General features: G+C 75.9%; 22 protein-coding genes and 1 tRNA gene. 16 read left to right on the forward strand and 7 right to left on the reverse strand.

What is annotated here, in order from left to right; translation table 11 throughout:
- Nucleotides 1–84: 84 nt before the first annotated feature.
- Nucleotides 85–444 carry a VOC family protein gene (locus ACWIYF_RS24830; protein ID WP_448625491.1) on the forward strand — a complete coding sequence of 120 codons (360 nt, stop codon included), beginning with the start codon at nucleotides 85–87 and terminating at the stop codon, nucleotides 442–444.
- Nucleotides 445–446: 2 nt separating this feature from the next.
- A complete protein-coding gene (locus tag ACWIYF_RS24835) occupies nucleotides 447–866 on the forward strand; it encodes a PaaI family thioesterase (RefSeq protein ID WP_448628799.1) in 420 nt (139 codons plus the stop codon).
- On the opposite strand, the gene proS is transcribed toward ACWIYF_RS24835, so the two are convergent.
- The 5 genes from proS to ACWIYF_RS24860 form a co-directional block, all read right to left on the reverse strand.
- Nucleotides 860–2,272: a proline--tRNA ligase gene (gene proS, locus ACWIYF_RS24840; RefSeq protein ID WP_448625492.1), complete on the reverse strand. Its 1,413-nt coding sequence runs from the start codon at nucleotides 2,270–2,272 to the stop codon at nucleotides 860–862. The genes ACWIYF_RS24835 and proS overlap by 7 nt on opposite strands.
- Before the next feature lie 41 nt (nucleotides 2,273–2,313).
- Nucleotides 2,314–3,240 carry an MSMEG_6728 family protein gene (locus tag ACWIYF_RS24845; protein ID WP_448625493.1) on the reverse strand — a complete coding sequence of 309 codons (927 nt, stop codon included), beginning with the start codon at nucleotides 3,238–3,240 and terminating at the stop codon, nucleotides 2,314–2,316.
- Nucleotides 3,241–3,282: 42 nt separating this feature from the next.
- A complete protein-coding gene (locus tag ACWIYF_RS24850; protein ID WP_448625494.1) occupies nucleotides 3,283–4,164 on the reverse strand; it encodes an NAD-dependent protein deacetylase in 882 nt (293 codons plus the stop codon).
- Nucleotides 4,165–4,204: 40 nt separating this feature from the next.
- Nucleotides 4,205–4,645 (reverse strand): SRPBCC family protein, encoded by a 441-nt coding sequence (locus ACWIYF_RS24855; RefSeq protein ID WP_448625495.1) that lies wholly within the window; start codon nucleotides 4,643–4,645, stop codon nucleotides 4,205–4,207.
- A gap of 123 nt (nucleotides 4,646–4,768) precedes the next feature.
- Entirely contained in the window at nucleotides 4,769–5,455 is a 687-nt protein-coding gene (locus ACWIYF_RS24860; RefSeq protein ID WP_448625496.1) for a haloacid dehalogenase type II, read from the reverse strand.
- A 70-nt stretch (nucleotides 5,456–5,525) separates the two neighbouring features.
- Between ACWIYF_RS24860 and ACWIYF_RS24865 the strand changes: the two genes are divergently transcribed.
- Nucleotides 5,526–6,374 (forward strand): alpha/beta fold hydrolase, encoded by an 849-nt coding sequence (locus ACWIYF_RS24865; RefSeq protein ID WP_448625497.1) that lies wholly within the window; start codon nucleotides 5,526–5,528, stop codon nucleotides 6,372–6,374.
- Here ACWIYF_RS24865 and ACWIYF_RS24870 read toward each other — a convergent pair.
- Nucleotides 6,366–6,737 carry a hypothetical protein gene (locus ACWIYF_RS24870; RefSeq protein ID WP_448625498.1) on the reverse strand — a complete coding sequence of 124 codons (372 nt, stop codon included), beginning with the start codon at nucleotides 6,735–6,737 and terminating at the stop codon, nucleotides 6,366–6,368. The two genes, ACWIYF_RS24865 and ACWIYF_RS24870, sit on opposite strands and share 9 nt — an antisense overlap.
- 110 nt (nucleotides 6,738–6,847) lie before the next feature.
- Between ACWIYF_RS24870 and ACWIYF_RS24875 the strand changes: the two genes are divergently transcribed.
- The 13 genes from ACWIYF_RS24875 (at nucleotide 6,848) to ACWIYF_RS24935 (ending at nucleotide 18,592) form a co-directional block, all read left to right on the forward strand.
- Nucleotides 6,848–6,923: transfer RNA gene (locus ACWIYF_RS24875), tRNA-Arg, on the forward strand.
- A 145-nt stretch (nucleotides 6,924–7,068) separates the two neighbouring features.
- Entirely contained in the window at nucleotides 7,069–8,448 is a 1,380-nt protein-coding gene (locus ACWIYF_RS24880) for a glycosyltransferase (RefSeq protein WP_448625499.1), read from the forward strand.
- The gene (locus ACWIYF_RS24885; protein WP_448625500.1) at nucleotides 8,445–9,560 is read left to right on the forward strand and encodes an exosortase/archaeosortase family protein; all 1,116 of its coding nucleotides are present in this window, start codon (nucleotides 8,445–8,447) and stop codon (nucleotides 9,558–9,560) included. Before ACWIYF_RS24880 ends, ACWIYF_RS24885 begins: the two co-directional genes overlap by 4 nt.
- A complete protein-coding gene (locus tag ACWIYF_RS24890) occupies nucleotides 9,557–10,603 on the forward strand; it encodes an ATP-grasp domain-containing protein (protein WP_448625501.1) in 1,047 nt (348 codons plus the stop codon). The genes ACWIYF_RS24885 and ACWIYF_RS24890 overlap by 4 nt, the downstream gene beginning before the upstream one ends.
- Nucleotides 10,600–11,751: a non-hydrolyzing UDP-N-acetylglucosamine 2-epimerase gene (wecB, locus tag ACWIYF_RS24895; protein WP_448625502.1), complete on the forward strand. Its 1,152-nt coding sequence runs from the start codon at nucleotides 10,600–10,602 to the stop codon at nucleotides 11,749–11,751. The genes ACWIYF_RS24890 and wecB overlap by 4 nt, the downstream gene beginning before the upstream one ends.
- On the forward strand, nucleotides 11,748–12,464 hold the full coding sequence (locus ACWIYF_RS24900) for an HAD family hydrolase (protein ID WP_448625503.1): 717 nt from the start codon (nucleotides 11,748–11,750) through the stop codon (nucleotides 12,462–12,464). Before wecB ends, ACWIYF_RS24900 begins: the two co-directional genes overlap by 4 nt.
- A 101-nt stretch (nucleotides 12,465–12,565) precedes the next feature.
- The gene (locus tag ACWIYF_RS24905; protein WP_448625504.1) at nucleotides 12,566–13,417 is read left to right on the forward strand and encodes a hypothetical protein; all 852 of its coding nucleotides are present in this window, start codon (nucleotides 12,566–12,568) and stop codon (nucleotides 13,415–13,417) included.
- Nucleotides 13,410–14,099 carry a PIG-L deacetylase family protein gene (locus tag ACWIYF_RS24910; protein ID WP_448625505.1) on the forward strand — a complete coding sequence of 230 codons (690 nt, stop codon included), beginning with the start codon at nucleotides 13,410–13,412 and terminating at the stop codon, nucleotides 14,097–14,099. The genes ACWIYF_RS24905 and ACWIYF_RS24910 overlap by 8 nt, the downstream gene beginning before the upstream one ends.
- Nucleotides 14,100–14,390: 291 nt before the next feature.
- Nucleotides 14,391–14,939: an alpha/beta hydrolase gene (locus tag ACWIYF_RS24915; protein WP_448625506.1), complete on the forward strand. Its 549-nt coding sequence runs from the start codon at nucleotides 14,391–14,393 to the stop codon at nucleotides 14,937–14,939.
- 198 nt (nucleotides 14,940–15,137) lie between these two features.
- On the forward strand, nucleotides 15,138–15,458 hold the full coding sequence (locus ACWIYF_RS24920; RefSeq protein WP_448625507.1) for a GNAT family N-acetyltransferase: 321 nt from the start codon (nucleotides 15,138–15,140) through the stop codon (nucleotides 15,456–15,458).
- Between the two features lie 37 nt (nucleotides 15,459–15,495).
- The gene (locus tag ACWIYF_RS24925) at nucleotides 15,496–16,872 is read left to right on the forward strand and encodes a cryptochrome/photolyase family protein (protein WP_448625508.1); all 1,377 of its coding nucleotides are present in this window, start codon (nucleotides 15,496–15,498) and stop codon (nucleotides 16,870–16,872) included.
- Entirely contained in the window at nucleotides 16,865–17,674 is an 810-nt protein-coding gene (locus ACWIYF_RS24930; protein ID WP_448625509.1) for an Fpg/Nei family DNA glycosylase, read from the forward strand. Before ACWIYF_RS24925 ends, ACWIYF_RS24930 begins: the two co-directional genes overlap by 8 nt.
- 99 nt (nucleotides 17,675–17,773) lie before the next feature.
- Entirely contained in the window at nucleotides 17,774–18,592 is an 819-nt protein-coding gene (locus tag ACWIYF_RS24935) for a hypothetical protein (RefSeq protein WP_448625510.1), read from the forward strand.
- 3 nt (nucleotides 18,593–18,595) lie between these two features.
- On the opposite strand, the gene ACWIYF_RS24940 is transcribed toward ACWIYF_RS24935, so the two are convergent.
- Nucleotides 18,596–18,904: a putative quinol monooxygenase gene (locus ACWIYF_RS24940; RefSeq protein ID WP_448625511.1), complete on the reverse strand. Its 309-nt coding sequence runs from the start codon at nucleotides 18,902–18,904 to the stop codon at nucleotides 18,596–18,598.

Consider the following 18,904-nt stretch of genomic DNA (forward strand, 5'->3'; position numbering starts at 1 on the left):
CCGCAGGCGGGGTGGCCGGAACGCTGCGCCGCGCGGCCGGGATCCGGCTGTCGCGCCCGGCCTCCGTGTGGTCAGGATGGGGGCATGATCGGCCAGCTGCACTCCGTCGTCATCGACGCACCGGACGCCCACGCGCTCGCCACCTTCTACGCCGAGCTGCTCGGCATGGAGGTCAACGGCTCTCCCGGCGACGACTGGGTGGTCGTCACGGGCGCCGGACACCGGCTGGCCTTCCAGCAGGCGCCGGACCTGCAGCCGCCGGACTGGCCCGATCCCGACCGTCCGCAGCAGTTCCACCTCGACGTCTACGTCCGGGACATCGACGAGGCCGAGCCGAAGGCGCTCGCGCTCGGCGCGAAGCGGCTGCCCGGCGAGGGCGGCGACTTCCGCGTCTACGCCGACCCGGTCGGGCACCCGTTCTGCCTGGTGTGGGACGCGGCGTGACCATGGACCTCCCCTCCCCCGACCTCGCCTCGGCCAGCCGGTTCGTCGCCGCCTCCGGGTTCGTGGTCACCGAGTTCACCGGCTCGCGCGTCGACGGCCACGTCGACCTCGGCCCCGACCAGCAGACGCCGTGGGGCGTCGTGCACGGCGGCGTCTACTGCACGGTCATCGAGTCGGCGGCGTCCATCGGCGCCAGCGCGGCGGTGGCCGACCGCGGCCAGTTCGCGGTCGGGGTCAACAACCAGACGGACTTCCTCCGCCCGGTCACCGCGGCGCGGGTCGACGTGCTCGCCGAGCCGATCCAGCAGGGCCGGACCCTGCAGCTGTGGCTGGTGACGCTGACCCGCGCGGACGACGGCAAGATCGTCGCCCGCGGCCAGGTGCGGCTGCAGAACGTGCCGCTGCCGCAGTCGGCTCAGTAGGCGCGGGCGACGACGGCGAGGGCGCCGGGGGTGTCGTCGTCCGCCGGCGGGCCGCCGTCGGGCAGGACGAGGCAGCGGACGGTGACGCCGTGCTCGGCCAGCCGCGCCTCGCCGTCGGGCCCCAGCCGCGCCCACTCCACGCGCGCCCAGCCCTCCTGCCCGGCGGCCAGGGCGTCGTCGGGCGTCCGGACGTCGACCGTCCCGTCGGCCAGCCGGGCCCGCGCCTCCTCGAACAGGCGCGTCTGGTCCTCGTCCAGCGCCGCGACGACCTCGTCGACGACACCGGTCAGGGCCACCGGCGCCCGGGTGCCTGCGATCCGGCGCACCACGCTCGCCCGGCCGTCGGCGACGTCGCGCGGGCCGAGGTCCACTCGCACCGGCACGCCCTTGAGCTCCCAGTCGACGGCTCGCCGTCCGAAGGAGACCTCCGCGCGGTCGTCCAACTCGACCCGCACCCCGCGCGCACGCAGGCCCTCGACCACCGACCGCGCCGCCTCGACCACGCCGTCGCCCGCTCGCGCGACCACGACCACCACCTGGACCGGCGCGAGCCGGGGTGGCAGGCGGAGCCCGGCGTCGTCCCCGTGGCCCATGATCAGGCCCCCGACCATGCGGGTCGACGAACCCCACGACGTCGTCCACGCGTGCCGGCGCTCGCCGTCGGCGGCGAGGAAGTCGATGTCGAAGGCCCGGGCGAAGTTCTGCCCGAGCTCGTGGCTCGTGCCCATCTGCAGGGCCTTGCCGTCGCGCATCATCGCCTCGCAGGTCAGCGTGTTGACCGCACCGGCGAAGCGCTCCTTGCGCGTCTTGCGGCCCGCGACGACCGGGATGGCCAGGACGTCCTGCAGCACGGACGCGTAGACCTCGTCCAGGATCCGGCGCGCGTACGCCCGGGCCCCGGCCTCGGTGGCGTGGGCCGTGTGCCCTTCCTGCCACAGGAACTCGGTCGTGCGCAGGAAGATCCGCGGCCTCAGCTCCCACCGGACCACGTTGGCCCACTGGTTGAGCAGCAGCGGCAGATCCCGGTGGCTCTGCACCCACCTGCCCATGTACTCGCCGATGACCGTCTCGCTGGTCGGCCGGACGACGGCGGGGACCTCGAGTTCCCGGCCGCCGGCGTGGGTGACCACGGCCAGCTCGGGGCTGAAGCCCTCGACGTGCTCGGCCTCGCGTCGCAGGTAGGGCTCGGGGATGAGCATCGGGAAGTAGCAGTTGCGGGCGCCCGCGGCCTTGATGCGCGCGTCGACCTCCGCCTGGATGCGCTCCCAGATCGCGTATCCGTACGGCCGGATCACCATCGTCCCGCGCACCGGGCCGTTCTCGGCCAGCTCGGCCTTGGCGACGACGTCCTGGTACCAGCGGGGGAAGTCGGCGGACTGGCGGGTGAGAACCGACGGCGTGACCACGCGGAGACGCTGCCAAACAACGCCGGGACGCGGCACCCGGTTTATCCGCCGCGGCCGGGCAGGTGCGCCGGGTCGAGGACGACGGTGAACAGCGCCCGCGGGTCCTGCAACGTCGCGCGGGGCCGGGCGGCGGAGCGCGGCACGACGCGGTCCCAGCGGGCCGGCCGGCGGTGCGGCAGCAGCTCCCGGCCCTGGAACAGGTAGTCGCCGACCACCTCGCCGAGCAGCAACCCGGCGCCGTGCTCGATCGGCACGGCGACGGGATCACCGGGGCGCATCTCGTCGAGGAACGCCGAGAGCTGGCGCAGGTCCTTGGCCGGCCGGCGTCCGGAGAGCTCCTTCGCGAGGGCGCGCAGCTCGGCCGGGGACAGCCCGGTCGCGTCGATGTCCACACCCGACTGGGTGCCCAGGCCGACGACGCCGGCGGCCAGGCAGGCGCCCAGCTCGCCGTGCGCGCGCGGGCGCACCACCCACACCCGCACGCCGTCCGGCTCGGGTGCCGCGGGGACGTCGTCCGGCTCCGGCCAGACGTAGGGCAGGTCGTCGGGTTCCGGTCCGAACAGCTCGGCGAAGCGCGCCCGGTAGAACTCCGGGTCCTTGGCCAGCAGGTTCGACCGGTGCGACCGGTGCAGCGCCTCGTCGCCGACCCAGGACGGCAGCAACCCTGCCTCGGCCAGCTCGGCCTGCGAGCGGCCGTCCACCTCGGGCGCGAACTCGGCGATCGGCGTCGCGGTGCTGTCGGCGAAGCCGCGCTCGCGCCAGACCCTGACCATCGCCAGGCCGTAGGCGACCAGCGCGGGCGTCCGGCCACGCCACATGCGCACGGCCGGGTGCGACGCCCAGCCGTAGTCGGGCAGCTCGAGGGCGCGCAGGATCTGGAGGGTCTCGACGCGCTGCTTGCCGAGGCGCGGCGAGTCGAGCAGCCGGGCGCTCTCCTCGAAGTCGGCGACGGGGACGAAGGTCTGCATCGGCGACCATCCTCGCCGAGCCCGCCCGGGGCCGCCGGTCGATCAGGCCGCGGCCGCCACCTGCCGGGCGAGAGCGGGCAGGACGTCCCCCAGCGGCGCATCGAGGCGCACCTCGGCCTTGGCGTCCCCGCGGGTGGGGCCGACGTTGACGATCGCGACCGGGATCCCCTGCTTCGCCGCGTGCAGCACGAACCGGTAGCCGCTCATGACGGTCAGCGAGGAGCCGAGGACGAGCAGGCAGGCGGCGTCGTCCACCAGCCGGAAGCAGCCGTCGACCCGGCCGCGCGGGACCGTCTCGCCGAAGAAGACGACGTCGGGCTTGAGCGGCCCGGAGCCGCAGGCGAGGCAGTCGACCATCACGAAGCCGTCGAGCACCTCGTCGGGCAGCTCGGCGTCGCCGTCGGGGTTGATCTCGTCGGTGCGCGGCCCGAAGTCCGGGTTGGCCGCGCGCAGCCGCTCGTCGAGGGCAGCTCGGCTCGCGACGTGGCCGCAGGCCAGGCAGATCGTGCGGTCCAGCCCGCCGTGCAGCTCGACCACGCCGCGGGCGCCCGCGGCCTGGTGCAGCCCGTCGACGTTCTGGGTGATGACGCCGGAGACCAGCCCCGCGTGCTGCAGCTCGGCGACCGCGCGGTGCCCGGCGTTGGGCCGGGCGCTCCTGATCTGCCGCCACCCGACGAAGCTGCGCGCCCAGTAGCGGTGCCGGCCGCGGGGACCGCGGGTGAAGGTCTGGTACGTCATCGGCGTGTGCCGGCGCAGCGAGCCGGTGGCCCCCCGGTAGTCCGGGATCCCCGAGTCGGTCGACAACCCCGCGCCCGAGAGGACGACGACGTCACCGTCGGCGACCAGCGCGGCCAGATCGTCCAGGGACTGCGCCGGGACGGCTCCCTCGCCGCTGCTCGGGAGGGCGGTCGGCGCGGCGGTCACCCCGCCATGGTGCCTCGCCGGCGGCCGGCGTGCCGGGAGCTCACGCCAGCTCGCGCTCCAGTCGGGTGAGCAGCTCGCCGTACACCCGGCGCAGCCCCTTCGGCGCGAAGGTGCGCTCGAAGAACCCGCCGATCCCGCTCGCCCCGTTCCAGGTGGTCCGCGCCCGGACGGTGGTCACCCCCGCGTCGGCGGGACGGAGCGTCCAGGTGGTCACCATCGAGGAGTTCACGTCGCGCTCGACCACCGTGTCGGCGTCGGGCTCGGTGACCTCGACCAGCTGGTCGCGGACCCGTTTGGAGGTGGCCGCGAAGCGCCAGCGCACGCGGGTGCCCGCGCCGGTGCCGCCGGCCTCCACCCGGTAGTCGCTGAACTGCTCGGGCATGGCCCGGCGGCGGGCGCCCTCGTAGTCGGTCAGTGCGGCCCGGACCCGGTCGGCCGGCGCGCGGACGACGTGCTCGGCGGTGGCGACGACCTCGCTCATGCCGTCCATCCTGCCCGGGGCTCACCACGGTGTGCGCCGGGGCGACCAGTCGTCGCACGGCTCCGTGGCCACCCGCGCGCGGGTGGCCACGGAGGCGCGGCCCGGGCAGCGCCGCCCCCGGGTTCAGCAGCCGAGTTGCGCGGCGAGGTCCTCGAGCGAGTCGGCGACGACGAGACCGGGCAGCTCCGGCGGCTCCTCGGCGACGCCGGTGCCCCACTCGTCCGGACGGCGCACGAACAGCGGGCGCAGCCCCACCTCGGCCGCCGCGCGCAGGTCGTCGGCGTGCGCGGCGCCCATGCCGACCTCCTCCGGGGCGCAGCCGAGCAGCTGCGCCGCCCGCCGGTAGACCCGCGGGTCGGGCTTGTAGCTCTCGGCCAGCTCGGCGGAGAGCACGGCGTCCACCCGCCAGCCGCCGAACCGCAGCAGGTCCACGAGCAGCGCCACGTGCCCGTTCGAGAGCGTCGCCGTGGCCAGCCGCGTGCGGAGCCGCTCCAGCCCCGGCGCGGTGTCCGGCCACGGCCGCAGCCGCCGCCAGGCCTGCACCAGCCGCTCGCGCTCGGCGGGCGGGAGGTCCACACCGTGCCGGGCCAGGACGTCGTCCAGGGTCTCCCGCTGCAGCACGTCGAGGTCCCGCCACACCGGCTCGCGCCGGGCCCGCGCCAGCGCCGGCGGATAGGCCCGCCGCCAGTCGTCGACCACGGCGGCCCAGTCGGCGGCGGCACCGGTGCCCGCCGCCTCGGCGAGCACGCTCGACCGCCAGTCGACGAGCGTGCCGAAGACGTCGAACACCACCGCGCGCAGCTCCGCCACGACGCCACCCTGGCAGGGAGTGGGCAAGCTCACCGCTCGGCAGGACGGCGGCGGGGTAGTCACGAGAGCAATGTCTGTTCTTGCCCTCCCCGCGCCCCTGTACGTCGACCGCTCCGGCTCCGGCCAGCCCCTGCTGCTCCTGCACGGCATGGGCAGCTCCCGCCGCGACTTCGCCGCCGTCGTCCCCCTGCTCCGGCAGCACTTCGACGTCCTCGCGATGGACCTGCCCGGGTCCGGGCACTCGCGGCACCTCGACGAGCGGCCCACGGTCGCCGCGCTCGCGGACGCGGTCGAGCGCACCCTCGACGCGGAGAACGTCGGCACCGTGCACGTGCTGGGCAACTCGCTCGGCGCTCGCATCGCCCTCGAACTCGCGGTGCGCGGCCGCGCGCGCTCGGTTGTGGCGATCGCGCCGTCCGGCCTCAACGTCCCGCCGGAGCGCGTCTACCAGGGCGGCGGCATGGCGCTGGCCCGCGTCGTGATGCGGACGGCCGCCCCGCTGATCCAGCCGCTGTCCCGGTCGGCGCTCGGCCGGATGGCGCTGCTCGCGCCGCTGAAGGCACGGCCCTGGAGCACCAGCCGCGAGGAGGCGATCGGCGCGCGCGAGGGCTTCGCCGACACGCGTGACTACTGGCGCACCCTCTTCTACGGGCTGATGCTCGACGTCCCGCGCGGCCTGGACCGCATCGACTGCCCGGTCACGCTCGTGCAGGGCGCGGCGGACTGGGTCGCCTCCGGGCAGACCGTCCGCTACCTCCCGCTGATCCCGGGGTCGCGGTTCCGTCCGCTGCTCGCCGCCGGCCACGCCCCGCAGTCCGACCGGCCCCGGACGATCGTGCGGCTGGTCCAGGAGGCCGCCGCCCGTGCCGTCCAGACGCCCGCCGGCGTCACGCCCGTGGCGACCCGGCGGTCAGCGTGACTCCTCGGCGTTGAGGTAGGAGCACCGGAACCGCGCGTTCGACATCGCCTCGGTGAACCGCGCCTCCCAGGCGGGGTCGGTCGCCGGGAACGTGTCGAACACCCGCTCCTCCAGGACGGCGGGACGCCCGTCGAGGCCGGTGTAGCTGCGGCGCAGCAGGATCCGGGTCGTGCCGTCGACCTCGTCGTGGGCGGCCGCCCAGCGGGCGCGGGCGATCTCGTCGGCCAGCCACGCCCGGTCCCGGGCCGGCAGCCGCGGGGTCTGGCCGCCGAGGACGCCGGGCTGCAGCACCCGCCAGGCCGCCCAGATCCCGAGCCCGAGCAGGCCGATGACCAGCGCGACGAGCGCCAGCTGCACCAGCACGCCGCCGACGGTAGTTCGCCCGGACCTCTTCCGGGGAGGACGGCGCCGCGGTCGGGCAACGGCGACCGGCTAACCTCTGCGGCGTCCGGCGTCGGGTCCCACCCGCCGACGCCCTCGTAGCTCAGGGGATAGAGCAACCGCCTCCTAAGCGGTAGGCCGCAGGTTCGAATCCTGCCGGGGGCACCACGGGGACAACTCGTCGCCGCCTCCTCTTCAGCTCGACCGCCTTCCTGCCGATCACCCGGTCAGGTGACGCAGGACCGCTGCGCCACCGCGCGCGACGGCGGGGAGGTGGGACGGCGATGCCGAGGCTGCTCGCGGTCTCCCCGTGATGCCGGCGCCGGATGTGGCATCCGGCCACGGGGACCGCCCCGACGGTCACCGGCTCGCGCTGCTCGGGTACGCGGCCGCCCTCGGCGGCTGCTTCCTGGCGTTCGGCGTGGACCCGGTCCTCGGCTTCCTGGCCGGCGCGCTCAACGTCGTCTTCGCGCTGTACTTCTTCCGCCACCTCGCCTTCGCCGTCTGCGCCGCGCGCTGGGCCGGGTCGGACCTGCTGGCCGCCGACGTCGACCTGACCGGCTACGCGCCGCCCGTCGCGGTCTTCGTGGGCTGCAAGAACGAGGAGCTCGTCGTCGACGGGATGGTGACGGCGCTGCTGGCGCTGGACTACCCCGCGGACAAGCTCACGATCGTCGTGGTCGACGACGGCTCCGACGACCGCACCGGCGAGATCCTGGACCGCCGGGCGGCGGCCGACCCGCGGCTGCGGGTCCTGCACCGCCGGCCCGGCGCGGGCGGCGGGAAGTCGGGCGCGCTGAACGACGCCCTCGCCGGCGTGGACGCCGAGATCGTCCTCGTCTTCGACGCCGACCACGAGCCGGACCCGTACGTGCTGCGCCGCCTGGTGCGGCACTTCCGCGATCCGCAGGTCGGCGCCGTGATGGGCCGCTGCATCATCCGCAACGGCGAGGAATCCACCATGGCCACGACGGTCTTCGTGGACTTCCTCTCCGGCTACCTGGTCAACGAGTACGGCCGGCAGGCCATGTTCGAGCTGCCCGCGTACGGCGGCGCCAACTGCGCGGTGCGCATGTCCACGCTGCGGGCGCTGGGCGGGTGGAACCCGCAGACGGTCACCGAGGACACCGACCTCACGCTCCGGGTGCTGCTGCGCGGTCAGCGGGTGCGCTACGACGTCTCCGCCGTCGACTACGAGGAAGCGGTCATCAGCGCGCAGCGGTTCTGGAAGCAGCGCTACCGCTGGGCCCGGGGGCACCAGAAGTGCTTCCGTGACTACTGGAAGCCGATCCTGCGCTCGCCGCACCTCTCGCTGGTCGAGAAGGGCGAGTCGCTGATGTTCCTGCTCGGCTACCACGTCCCCGTCCTCACCGGCGTCGGCGTGCTGCTGAGCGTGCTGCGGGCCTTCGACATCGGGGACCGCCCGATCGTCGGGCTGCTGCCGCTGTCCATGCTGCTGTTCGTCGGCCCGCTCGCCGAGCTGTCGGTCGGCCTGCTCGTCGGCCGGGTGGAGCGCCGGGCGGCCTGGTCCCTGCTCGGGTTCCTGCCCGCCTTCGCGCTGTCGATCTGGGTCACCACCCGCGCCTACCTGGACGGGATGCTGGGCCGGCCCTATACCTGGGTGAAGACCACCCGCTCGGGTTCCACCTCGACGGTCGTCCCGGCCGCGACGCAGTCGGCAGGCGCCCGGTGAGCGGCCGGCACCGGCGGGGACGGCGGCTGCCGTGGGGCACCGGGGGCGGCCGGCGGCGGCTGTCGGTGCTCGTGGAGCTGATCGCGGCCGCGGCCGTCTGCGTCGCCGGCTACACGCTGACCGCCCCGTGGTTCCAGGAGAACGAGGCGCGGTGGGTCGTCGGCGCGCTGCGCCTCGCCGGCGTCGACCAGGTGTCCGACGCGCTGCCCGGCCGGATCCTGATCTTCCGGGCGGACGGCGAGCTGCTCAACGCCGAGGTCACCGCCTCCTGCTCGGCCGTGCTGTCGGTGTTCGGCCTGACCGCGCTCACCCTCACCGTGCTGCGCAGCCGCCGGCTGCACGCGCTCGCGGGCCTCGCCGCCGCGGTCGTCGGCGTCGTCGTCCTCAACGACCTCCGGCTGACCGTCTCCACGCTCGCCGGCCTCTGGTGGGGGCACGGCGCGCTGGTCCTCTTCCACGACTGGGCCGGGACGATCTGGACGTTCGCCTCCACCCTGGCCGGCTTCCTGCTCATGGTCTGCCTCACGCTGCCGGCGGCCGAGCGCGCCGAGCAGGACGTCGCCGGCCACCACACCGCCCGCCGCCCGAGCAGCTGGGCCCGGCCCGGCCTGGGCTACCGGCTGCCCGAGCTGGACGACGTCTCCCCCGGTCGCCGGCGCCGCACGCTGACCGGCCTGGTGCACCGCTACCTGCTGCCCCGGTGGGTCTCCCGCCGGCTGGGCGCCCGCCGCGAGGCCGGCCGGATCGACTACCGGATCGGCCACCTGCCCGCCGTGGAGCGGGTGACCCGGGTGCGGGCGCTGGCCGGTGCCGGGCTGGGCGTGCACACCGCGACGCTGCTCGCGGTCGCCACGTACGAGCAGGAGCCGCGGGTCCTCGACGCCCTGGCCGAGGCGGTCGCCGCCCGTCAGTGGGAGCCCGTCGTCAACGACCGGGTCTCCGCGCTGCGCCTGTGGGCCCGCGGCTGGCTGTTCCACCGGCCGGCGCCGGCGGCCGACCCGCCCGAGGACCTCGCCCGGCGCTTCGCCGCGCTCGCCGCGGCGGTCGCGGCCGGTCCCGTGCCGACCGACCCCTCCGTCCCCACCCGTCCGAGATCCGAGGACCCCCGATGACCCTGTCGCCGCCTCTTCCCCCGGCGCCGCTGCCCTCCACCCGGCCCGGCCGGCCCGCCGTCCTGGTCACCGGCGCCGGCGGCCCCGCCGGGATCGCGGTGGTGCGCCGGCTGCTCGCCCTCGGCGAGCGGGTCGTCGCCGTCGACGCCGACCCGGCCGCGGCCGGTCTCGCGCTCGCGGACGTCGGCCTCGTCGTCCCCCGCGCCGACTCGGCCGACTTCCTGGACGCCCTCCTGCTCGCCGCCGCCGTGCACGGCGCCGACGCGCTGATGGCGACCGTGGCCGAGGAGCTGCCCGCCCTGACCGCGGGCGCGGACCGGCTCGCCGCCGCCGGCGTGGCGACCTGGCTGCCGGACCTGCCGGCGGTCGACCTGTGCTGCGACAAGGCCGCGTTCGCCGCCCGCCTGCGCACCGCCGGCGTCCCCTCCCCCGCGACGGCGCAGGACCCGGCCGGCGCCGCCGCGGTGCCCGGGCCCTGGATCGTCAAGCCGCGCTCCGGCCGCGGCAGCCGGGGCGTCCAGGCACTGGACGACGCGGCGGCCGTCGCCCGCGCGCTGGCAGCCGACCCCTCCCTGATCGTCCAGCACCGGCTGGCGGGGCGGGAGTTCACCGCCGACGCGCTCGTCGCCCACGACGGCCGGCTGCTCGCCGCCGTTCCCCGCTGGCGCGACGAGACGAAGGCCGGCATCTCGGTCAAGGGGACGACGTTCGAGTCGCCCGCCGTGGTCGCCGTCGCGGCCGCCGCCCTGGCCGCGGTGGGCCTCACCGGACCGGCCAACGTGCAGGGCTTCGTCGCCGACGACGGCACCGCGACCGTCGTCGAGATCAACCCCCGGTTCTCCGGCGGCCTGCCGCTGACCCTCGCGGCCGGCGCCGACGTCGTCGCCACCTACCTGGCCGGGGTCCGCGAACCCCTCGCCCGGCTGCCCGAGCTGTCGTTCCGCCCGGGGGTGCGGATGAGCCGCTACTTCGCCGAGACGTACTCGAGCGAGGACGGCGCCCCGGTGGCCGACCCGTGCACGCGGGCGGCGGTGCGCGCATGACCCGCACCCGGCACGTGCTGGTGCCCTTCGGCACCCGCCCGGAGGTGGTCAAGCTGGCCCCGGTGGTCGCGGCCGTGGCCGCGGCCGGGCACGAGGTCACCGTGGTCGACACCGGCCAGCACACCGACCCGGCGCTGAGCTCCTCGCTGCAGGAGGCGCTCGGGCTGGCGGTGTCGCACCGCTTCGCCCTGCCGCCGGAGCCCGCGGCCCGGGTGGGTGCGCTGCACGCCGACGCCGCGACCGCGGTGCAGAAGTTCACCCCCGACCTGGTACTGGCGCTCGGCGACACCAACACGGTGCCGGCGTACGCCCTCGCCGCCCGGGCCGCAGGCGTGCCGTTCGCCCACGTGGAGGCCGGGTTGCGCAGCTTCAACGCGCGCAGCGTCGAGGAGGTGAACCGGCGCGTCGCCGCGGCGGTGGCCCAGCTGCACTTCGCCCCCACCGACCGCGCCGCCGCCTTCCTCGCCGCCGAGGGCGTGCCCGCGAACCGCGTGTTCGTAGTCGGCAACCCGGTGATCGACACCCTCGTCGCCCGCGGCGTCCGGCCGGCGCCGGTGCCCGACCGGGCCGGCGTCCTGGTCACCGCGCACCGGCCGACCAACGTGGACGACCCCGTGCGGCTGGCCCGCCTGGTGGCCGTGGTGCAGCAGCTGGCCGACCGGATCGGTCCGGTCACCTTCCCCGTGCACCCGCGGACGGCCGCCCGCCTCGCAGCGGCCGGCCTCACCGACGCCCTGGGCGGGCATCCCGGCGTCACGCTGACCGGACCGGCCGACTATGACACGCTGCTCACCACCCTCGCCGGCTCCCGGCTGGCCGTCACCGACTCGGGCGGCATCCAGGAGGAGGCCGCCTACCTCGGCGTCCCCGTCGTCGTCCTGCGCGGCTCCACCCCGCGCTGGGAGGGGGTCGAGGCCGGGACGACGACGCTGGCCGGCCTCGCCGACGACGGCGCGGCGGCCGCGGTCCTCGCCGCGGCCACCGCCCACACGAGCGCCGCGGCGCAGGCCCGCGCGGCGGCGACGCCGTGCCCGTACGGCGACGGCACGACCGGGTCACGCATCGCCGCCGTCCTGAGCGACCCGGGCACCGACGCACTGCTGGCCCTGCCCGAGCCCGACTTCACCGACGGGCGGCTGCCGTGGTGACCGCCCCGCCGCTCGGGGTGGTCGTCGACCTCGACGACACGCTCTACCCGCAGGCGGACTACCTCGCCGGGGCCACCGCCGCGGTGGCGCACGCGGCGGCCGCGGCGGGCCTGGACGGCGCGGCCGTGCACACCGCGCTGACCGCCGAGCTGGCGGCCGGCTCCGACACCGGCGGCACCATCGACCGCGCCCTGCTCGCCGCCGGGGTGCCCGACGCCGCCCTGCCCGGTCTCGTGCCCGGCCTGGTGGCCGCGTTCACCGGGCACCGGCCCCGGCACCTGCCGCTGTATCCCGGCGTCCGCACGGCGCTGGAGTCCCTGGCCGCCGCGGCACCGCTCGCCTGCCTGACCGACGGCAACCCGTCGATCCAGGCGGCGAAGCTGGCCGCGACGGGGCTGGGCGACCTGCTCCCGGTCGTCGTCGTCACCGACGCGCTGGGCGGCCGGGCGCTGCGCAAGCCCCATCCCGCCGGCCTGCTCGCCGTCGCCGAGCGGCTCGGCGTCCCCGCCGGCCGGCTGCTGGTGATCGGGGACCGTCCCGGCAAGGACGTCGCGGTGGCCGCCGCCGTCGGCGCCGGCTCGATCCGGGTCCGGCAGGGCGAGTACGCGACCGCACCGGACGACCCGCGCGCGGACACGGTGGTCGAGTCCTTCCCCGCGGCGGCGGCACTGGCCCTGGCCGCGCTCGAGCCGGGCCTGGCCGCCCTGTCCTGACCCTTCCGGGTGAGCTGCCGCCCGCGCGGGTCTCCAGGCCCGGCCGCCGTGTGCCGATGGGACCGCGACAGCAAGTAGGCCCGCGGAACCCGAGGACGCAGGTGGACGGCAGACGGAGCAACGCACGGGTGCTCGGGCGACTCGCCCGGCACGCGGCGCTGGCGCTCGCCGTCGTGGCGGCGGCGACCGTCGTCACCCCCGGCGTCGCGGCCGCCGCGGGCGGCGACGTCCTGCCGGTGCTGAACTGCGTCACGCCCGACGGCCGCGGCGGCTACACCGCCTGGCTGGGCTACCGGAACACCGGCACGAGCACCGAGAGCATCGACCTCGGTTACCGCAACCGCATCTCGCCCAGCCGGTACGACGGCGACCAGCCGACGCGGTTCAGGTCGGGGACGCAGAGCCGCGTCTTCTCCCTCACCGTGAGCTCGGGCAGCGTCGCCTGGACGCTGGACGACACGACCCTGTGGATCAGCGCCTCGAGCTCACCCAGCTGCTCCGGCCAGACCGCGACCCCGGAGCCGGCGGGCCAGGTCACGCCGCTGGTCGACTGCATCGAGCGGGAGAGCTCCTGGACCTACACCGCGGTGATCGGCTACTCGAGCACGTACAAGAACACCGTGACCCTCCCGCTCGGCTCGGACAACTCCGTGCTGCTCTCGCAGGACGACCCGCCGACCGTGTTCTCTCCCGGTGTCCACCACGGCGTGGCGAGCCTGTCGATCACGGCCCTGGGCGCGTTCTGGACGCTGGACGGGACGTCCCTGTACATCGCCCCCGGTCGCGCGCCGGAGTGCCCGGCCGAGACCACGATGCCCGCGGAGGGCAACGACACCGCCGCCGCGTTCGCGCTGGTCGGTGCCGCCGCCGTGGGCGCGCTGCTCATCCGGCGCGCCCGGCGCCAACTGAGCGGCGGGAAGACCACCTCGGATCCGGAGGACGGGAATGCGTAGCGTGCTGGCGGTCGGGGCGCACCCCGACGACATCGAACTCGGCTGCGGGGCCACCCTGCTGGCGCACGTCGCCGCCGGTGACCGCGTCACCATGCTGGTCGTGACCGGCGGCGAGAACGGCCCGGGCGACGCCGGCCAGGTCATCGGCCGCCGGACCGAGCAGATCTCGGCCGCCCGCACCCTCGGCGCCACCCTGCGCTGGGGCGGCCTGCGCGACTGCGCGATCCCCAACGACAGCAGCACGGTCGCCCTCGTGGAGGACGTCCTCCGCGAGGTCGACGCCGACCTGGTCTACGTCCACGCCCCCGAGGACAGCCATCAGGACCACCGCACGGTCGCGGCGGCCACCCTGGCCGCCGCCCGGCGACTGCCGCGGGTGCTGCACTACCAGAGCCCCTCGACGCTCACCTTCACGCCGAGCGTGTTCGTCGACGTCACCGCCCACCTGTCGGGGAAGCTGGCCGCCCTGCGCTGCCACGCCTCGCAGGTCGACCACTCCGCGATGGTGGAGCCCGACGCCGTCGTCGCCTCCGCCCGGCACTGGGGGGCGCACGCCCGCATCGGCTACGCGGAGGCCTTCGCGCCCACCCGGATGGTGCTCGACCTGGCCCCGGTGCCCGGCTCCGCGCGCACCGGCGTGAGCACCTCCGACCGGCTGCCCCGCCTCGTGCCGCACGTCTGAGCGGCGCCCGCCCGCCGATGTCGGTCGACGTGCCCACCGGCGCGTCGTCGGCCACGGTGGGGACATGGCGCTGGTCCGCTGCGACTTCTTCTCCGACGTGCTCGGCCTGTCCACCTCGATGACGGTCCTGCTGCCGCAGGCCACGTCGTCCCAGATCGGCCTGACCGGCGCCGCGGGCCGCGGCGCCGCGCCCACGCTCTACCTGCTGCACGGCCTGTCCGACGACGACACCATCTGGCTGCGGCGGACGTCGATCGAGCGCTACGCGGCCCCGCTCGCCTGGCCGTCGTCATGCCCCAGGCCGGCCGCAGCTTCTACACCGACGAGGTGCACGGCAACCGCTACTGGACGTTCCTCTCCGAGGAGCTGCCGGCCCTCGCCCGCTCCTTCTTCCCTCTCTCCGACCGGCGCGAGGACACCTTCGTCGCCGGCCTGTCGATGGGCGGCTACGGCGCGGTGAAGTGGGCGCTGCGGCACCCCGGCCGGTTCGCCGCCGCGGCCACCCTGTCCGGCGCCGTCGACGTCGTCGGGCTCGAACGGCTGGAGCACGAGCCCGACCGGGAGAAGCTCTGGCACACGATCTTCGGCGGGCGGCCGATCGAGGGCACGGACGACGACCTGTTCCACCTGCTGGAGACCGTCGACCCGGCGGAGGCGCCGCGGCTCTACGTCGGCTGCGGCACCGGGGACCGGCTGCTCGCGCACAACGAGCGCTTCCGCGACGCCGCCCGCGCCCTCGGCTTCGACGTGACCGACGACTTCCGCCCCGGCGAGCACGAGTGGGGGTTGTGGGACGCCGCCATCCAGGACGTCCTGCGCTGGCTGCCGTTGCGATCCTGACGGAACGCAACCGCCCGGATACACAACCGGTGGGTGCGCAGCCACGGACGGTTGACTTCGCCGCCGGCGGGGAACAGTCCCGACACCTGACACGTCGGTCTTGAACAACAGGGCCGGCGAGCGTGTCCGGGTTACCGTGCTCGGGCACACGTCGCGTCCCGACAACGGCGCCGGGCGACGGAAGGTGGACGAAGGACGATGGAGACGACTGTGGTCGACGTCCCCGAGCGGGGACGCTTCGAGATCCGGCTCGGCGACCGCGTGGTCGGCCTGGCGAGCTACCACGTCGAGAACGGCACCATGACACTGCCGCACACGGAGGTCGACCCCGGCGTGGGGGGCCGGGGAATCGGCACGGCGCTGGTGGCCGGCGTGCTCTCGGCGGCGCGTGAGCGCGGGCTGCACGTGCTCCCCTACTGCTCCTTCATCCGGCACTACATCCAGCGCCACCCCGAGGAGGTCGATCTCGTCGCCGCGGAGGACCGGCCGCACTTCGGCCTGGAGCCCGCCACCCGCTGACCTGCGCGCCGGTTGTGCGCCACCTAATCTGGCGCAGGTGCCGACGTCGCTGCTGTGGTTCCGCCGCGACCTGCGGCTCTCCGACCACCCCGCGCTGCTCGCGGCCCGCGACGCCGCCGGACCGGACGGCACGGTGCTCCCGCTGTTCGTCGTCGACCCGCGGCTGTGGGAGCCGGCCGGACGGCCGCGCCGGCAGTTCCTCCGCGACTGCCTCGCCGACCTGTGCTCGTCGCTGGACGGCGCGCTCGTCGTCCGGTCCGGTGACCCGGTGGACGTCGTGCCCCGGCTCGCGGCGCAGGCGGGCGCCGACAGCGTGCACGTCAGCGCGGACGCCGGGCCCTACGGGCGCCGCCGGGACGCGGCGGTCGAGCGGGCGCTCGGCGACGTGCCGCTCGTCCGCACCGGGTCGCCGTACGCGGTGACCCCTGGCCGGCTGACCAAGGACGACGGCACGCCGTACCGGGTCTTCTCCCCCTTCGCTCGCGCCTGGCGCGCGCACGGATGGCGCACCCCGGCCGCGCACCCGCGCGCCGTCGCGTGGCACCGCGGCGCCGCCTCCGAGGACCTGCCGCCTGCCCAGCACCTCGACGGCGTCCGGCTCCCCCCGGCCGGTGAGGCCGCTGCCCGGGCCGCCTGGCGGCGCTTCCGCGACGAGCGGCTGGCCGGCTACGACGACACCCGCGACCGCCCCGGCGTCGACGGCACGAGCCGCCTGTCGGTCTACCTCAAGTACGGCTGCGTGCACCCGCGCACGCTGCTGGCCGACCTCGCCGGCGCCGACGACGTGCCGCGCGCGCACGTCCGCCGGTTCACCGACGAGCTGGCCTGGCGGGACTTCTACGCCGACGTCCTGTGGCACCGGCCCGAGACCGCCCACGAGTCCTTCGACCGCCGGATGGCCCGGCTCGAGTACGACACCGGCCCGGACGCCGACGCCCGCTTCGACGCCTGGGCGCAGGGGCGCACCGGCTACCCGATCGTCGACGCCGGCATGCGGCAGCTGCTCGGCGAGGCGTGGGTGCACAACCGGGTGCGGATGATCGTCGCGTCGTTCCTCACCAAGGACCTGCACGTCGACTGGTGGCGCGGCGCCCGGCACTTCCTCCGGCACCTGGTCGACGGCGACCTGGCCAGCAACAACCACGGCTGGCAGTGGGTCGCCGGCACGGGCACCGACGCCTCGCCGTACCACCGGGTGTTCAACCCGGTGCGCCAGGGCCAGCAGTTCGACCCCGACGGCGCGTACGTCCGCCGATGGGTGCCGGAGCTGCGCGACGTCCCGGCACGCTGGATCCACGAGCCCTGGCGTGCCCCGGACGGCGTCCCGGTGGGTTACCCGCCGCCCATCGTCGAGCACGCCGCCGAGCGCGAGGTCGCGCTGGCGCGCTACGAGCGGGTGCGTGCCCGTGCCTGAGGGACACACGCTGCACCGACTGGCCCGCGAGCAGACCGCGCTGTTCGCCGGCCGCCCCGTCCACGTGACCAGCCCGCAGGGCCGGTTCGCCGCCGGCGCGGCGCTGCTCGACGGCCGGGTGCTCGACCGCGCGACCGCGCACGGCAAGCACCTGTTCGGCCACTTCGGCGGCGACGTGCTGCACGTGCACCTCGGCCTGTACGGGTCGTTCACCACCGGCGCCGGCGTCCCGCCGCCGGCCCGTGGCGCCCTGCGCATGCGGTGGGTGGCCGACGGGCCGGACGGCGCCGGCGTCTGGACCGACCTGCGCGGGGCCACGGTGTGCGAGGTGCTGCCCCGGCCGGAGGTCGCCGGCATCCTGGCCCGGCTGGGCCCGGACCCGCTGCGGCGCGGGGCGGACGGCGGCGCCGCGTTCCGCCGCATCGCGGCCAGCCGCACCGCCCTCGGGGCGCTGCTCATGGACCAGTCGGTGCTCGCGGGCGTCGGCAACGTGTACCGGGCGGAGCTGCTGTTCCGGCACCGGGTCTCCCCGTTCCGGCCCGGCCGCGCCGTCGACGCCGACCTCTGGGCGCGGATGTGGACCGACCTGGTGGCCCTCATGCGGGCCGGCGTCCGGCTCGGGCGGATCGTGACCACGCTGCCGGCGGACCGCGCGCGTCGGCGGGGCGCGGTGGACCCGGCCGACGCCCACTACGTCTACCGGCGCACCGGGCTGCCCTGCCGGATCTGCGGCACCGAGGTCCGCACGGAGGTCATGGTGGGCCGCAACCTCTACTGGTGCCCCGTGTGCCAGGCCGTCTGACCAGCCGTCCGACCCGCCGCCTGACGCGCCCCCCAAAGGAGGGCACCGAGGCCTTCGAACCGGCCGCGGACGGACCTGATCCGTGTACCTTCCGGATCGATGAGACGTGCGCTGCGGGCACTGCTCGTCTCGGGCGCAACCGCCGTGGCCCTGGTCCTCGGCCTCCCCGCGACGAGCGCCTCCGCCGCGCCGTCGACCGGGGGCCACGACGTGTCCCACCCCCAGTGCGGCGAGCCGCTGCCCACCGGCCAGGACTTCGGGATCGTCGGGGTCAACGGCGGCCTGGCCACCACCGCCAACACCTGCCTGGCCACCCAGCTGCGCTGGGCCTGGCGCTCCTCGGGCGAGGTCGACGGGCAGCCGCCCGCGCAGGTCTACGTGAACACCGCCAACCCCGGCCAGGTGCGCGACGAGGTGACCACCTGGCCCTCGTCGGGCAGCACCCCGTACGGCGCCTGCGACGGCCGCAACACGACCGCCTGCTCGTGGCAGTACGGCTGGGAGCGGGCCCGCACCTCGGTGACCTCGTTCTTCGTCCCGGCCGCGCAGGACGCGGGGGTGGACGACGACCCCGCCCGGTACACGTGGTGGCTCGACGTGGAGGACGCCAACACCTGGCAGTCGGGCTCCACCGCCGCCCAGACCCGCAACCGGGCCGCGCTCGAGGGCATGGCCGCCTACCTGAATGCCCGCGGCGCGGTGGTCGGCCTCTACGCCGTCCCGGCGCAGTGGCGGGAGATCGCCGGCACGGTGCCGGCCGAGAGCAACCTCTACGAGCTCGACAGCTGGCTGCCCGGGGCGAGCACGGCCTCCGGGGCGTCGGCGAACTGCCGCAAGGCGCCGCTGACCGCCGGGGGCCGGGTCACCCTCACCCAGTACGTCAGCGGCGGCGTCGACCGCAACGTCTCCTGCGGCTGACGGCTACAGCGCCCCCTTCCGCCCGTCCCCGGCCGGCACCGCGGTCAGCCGCCGGACGACCGGCGGCCCCTGCACCTTGCCGGCCAGGGCCGCGCCGAGCCCGGTGAGCGCCGGGGCCGAGCCGTGCGCCCGCAGCGCCTCGGGGCTCTCCCAGCGCTCCACCATCCAGAACTCGCCGTCCCCCTCGTGCAGCGCGTAGAGCTCGCAGCCGGGTTCCTCGTGCACCTGCGGGATCGCGCTGAGCAGGGCCTCGCGGACGGCGTCCTCCTCGCCGGGCTTGGGGGTGATGGTGGCGACGACGACGACCGGCAC

The sequence above is a fragment of the Geodermatophilus sp. URMC 64 genome (assembly GCF_053502555.1).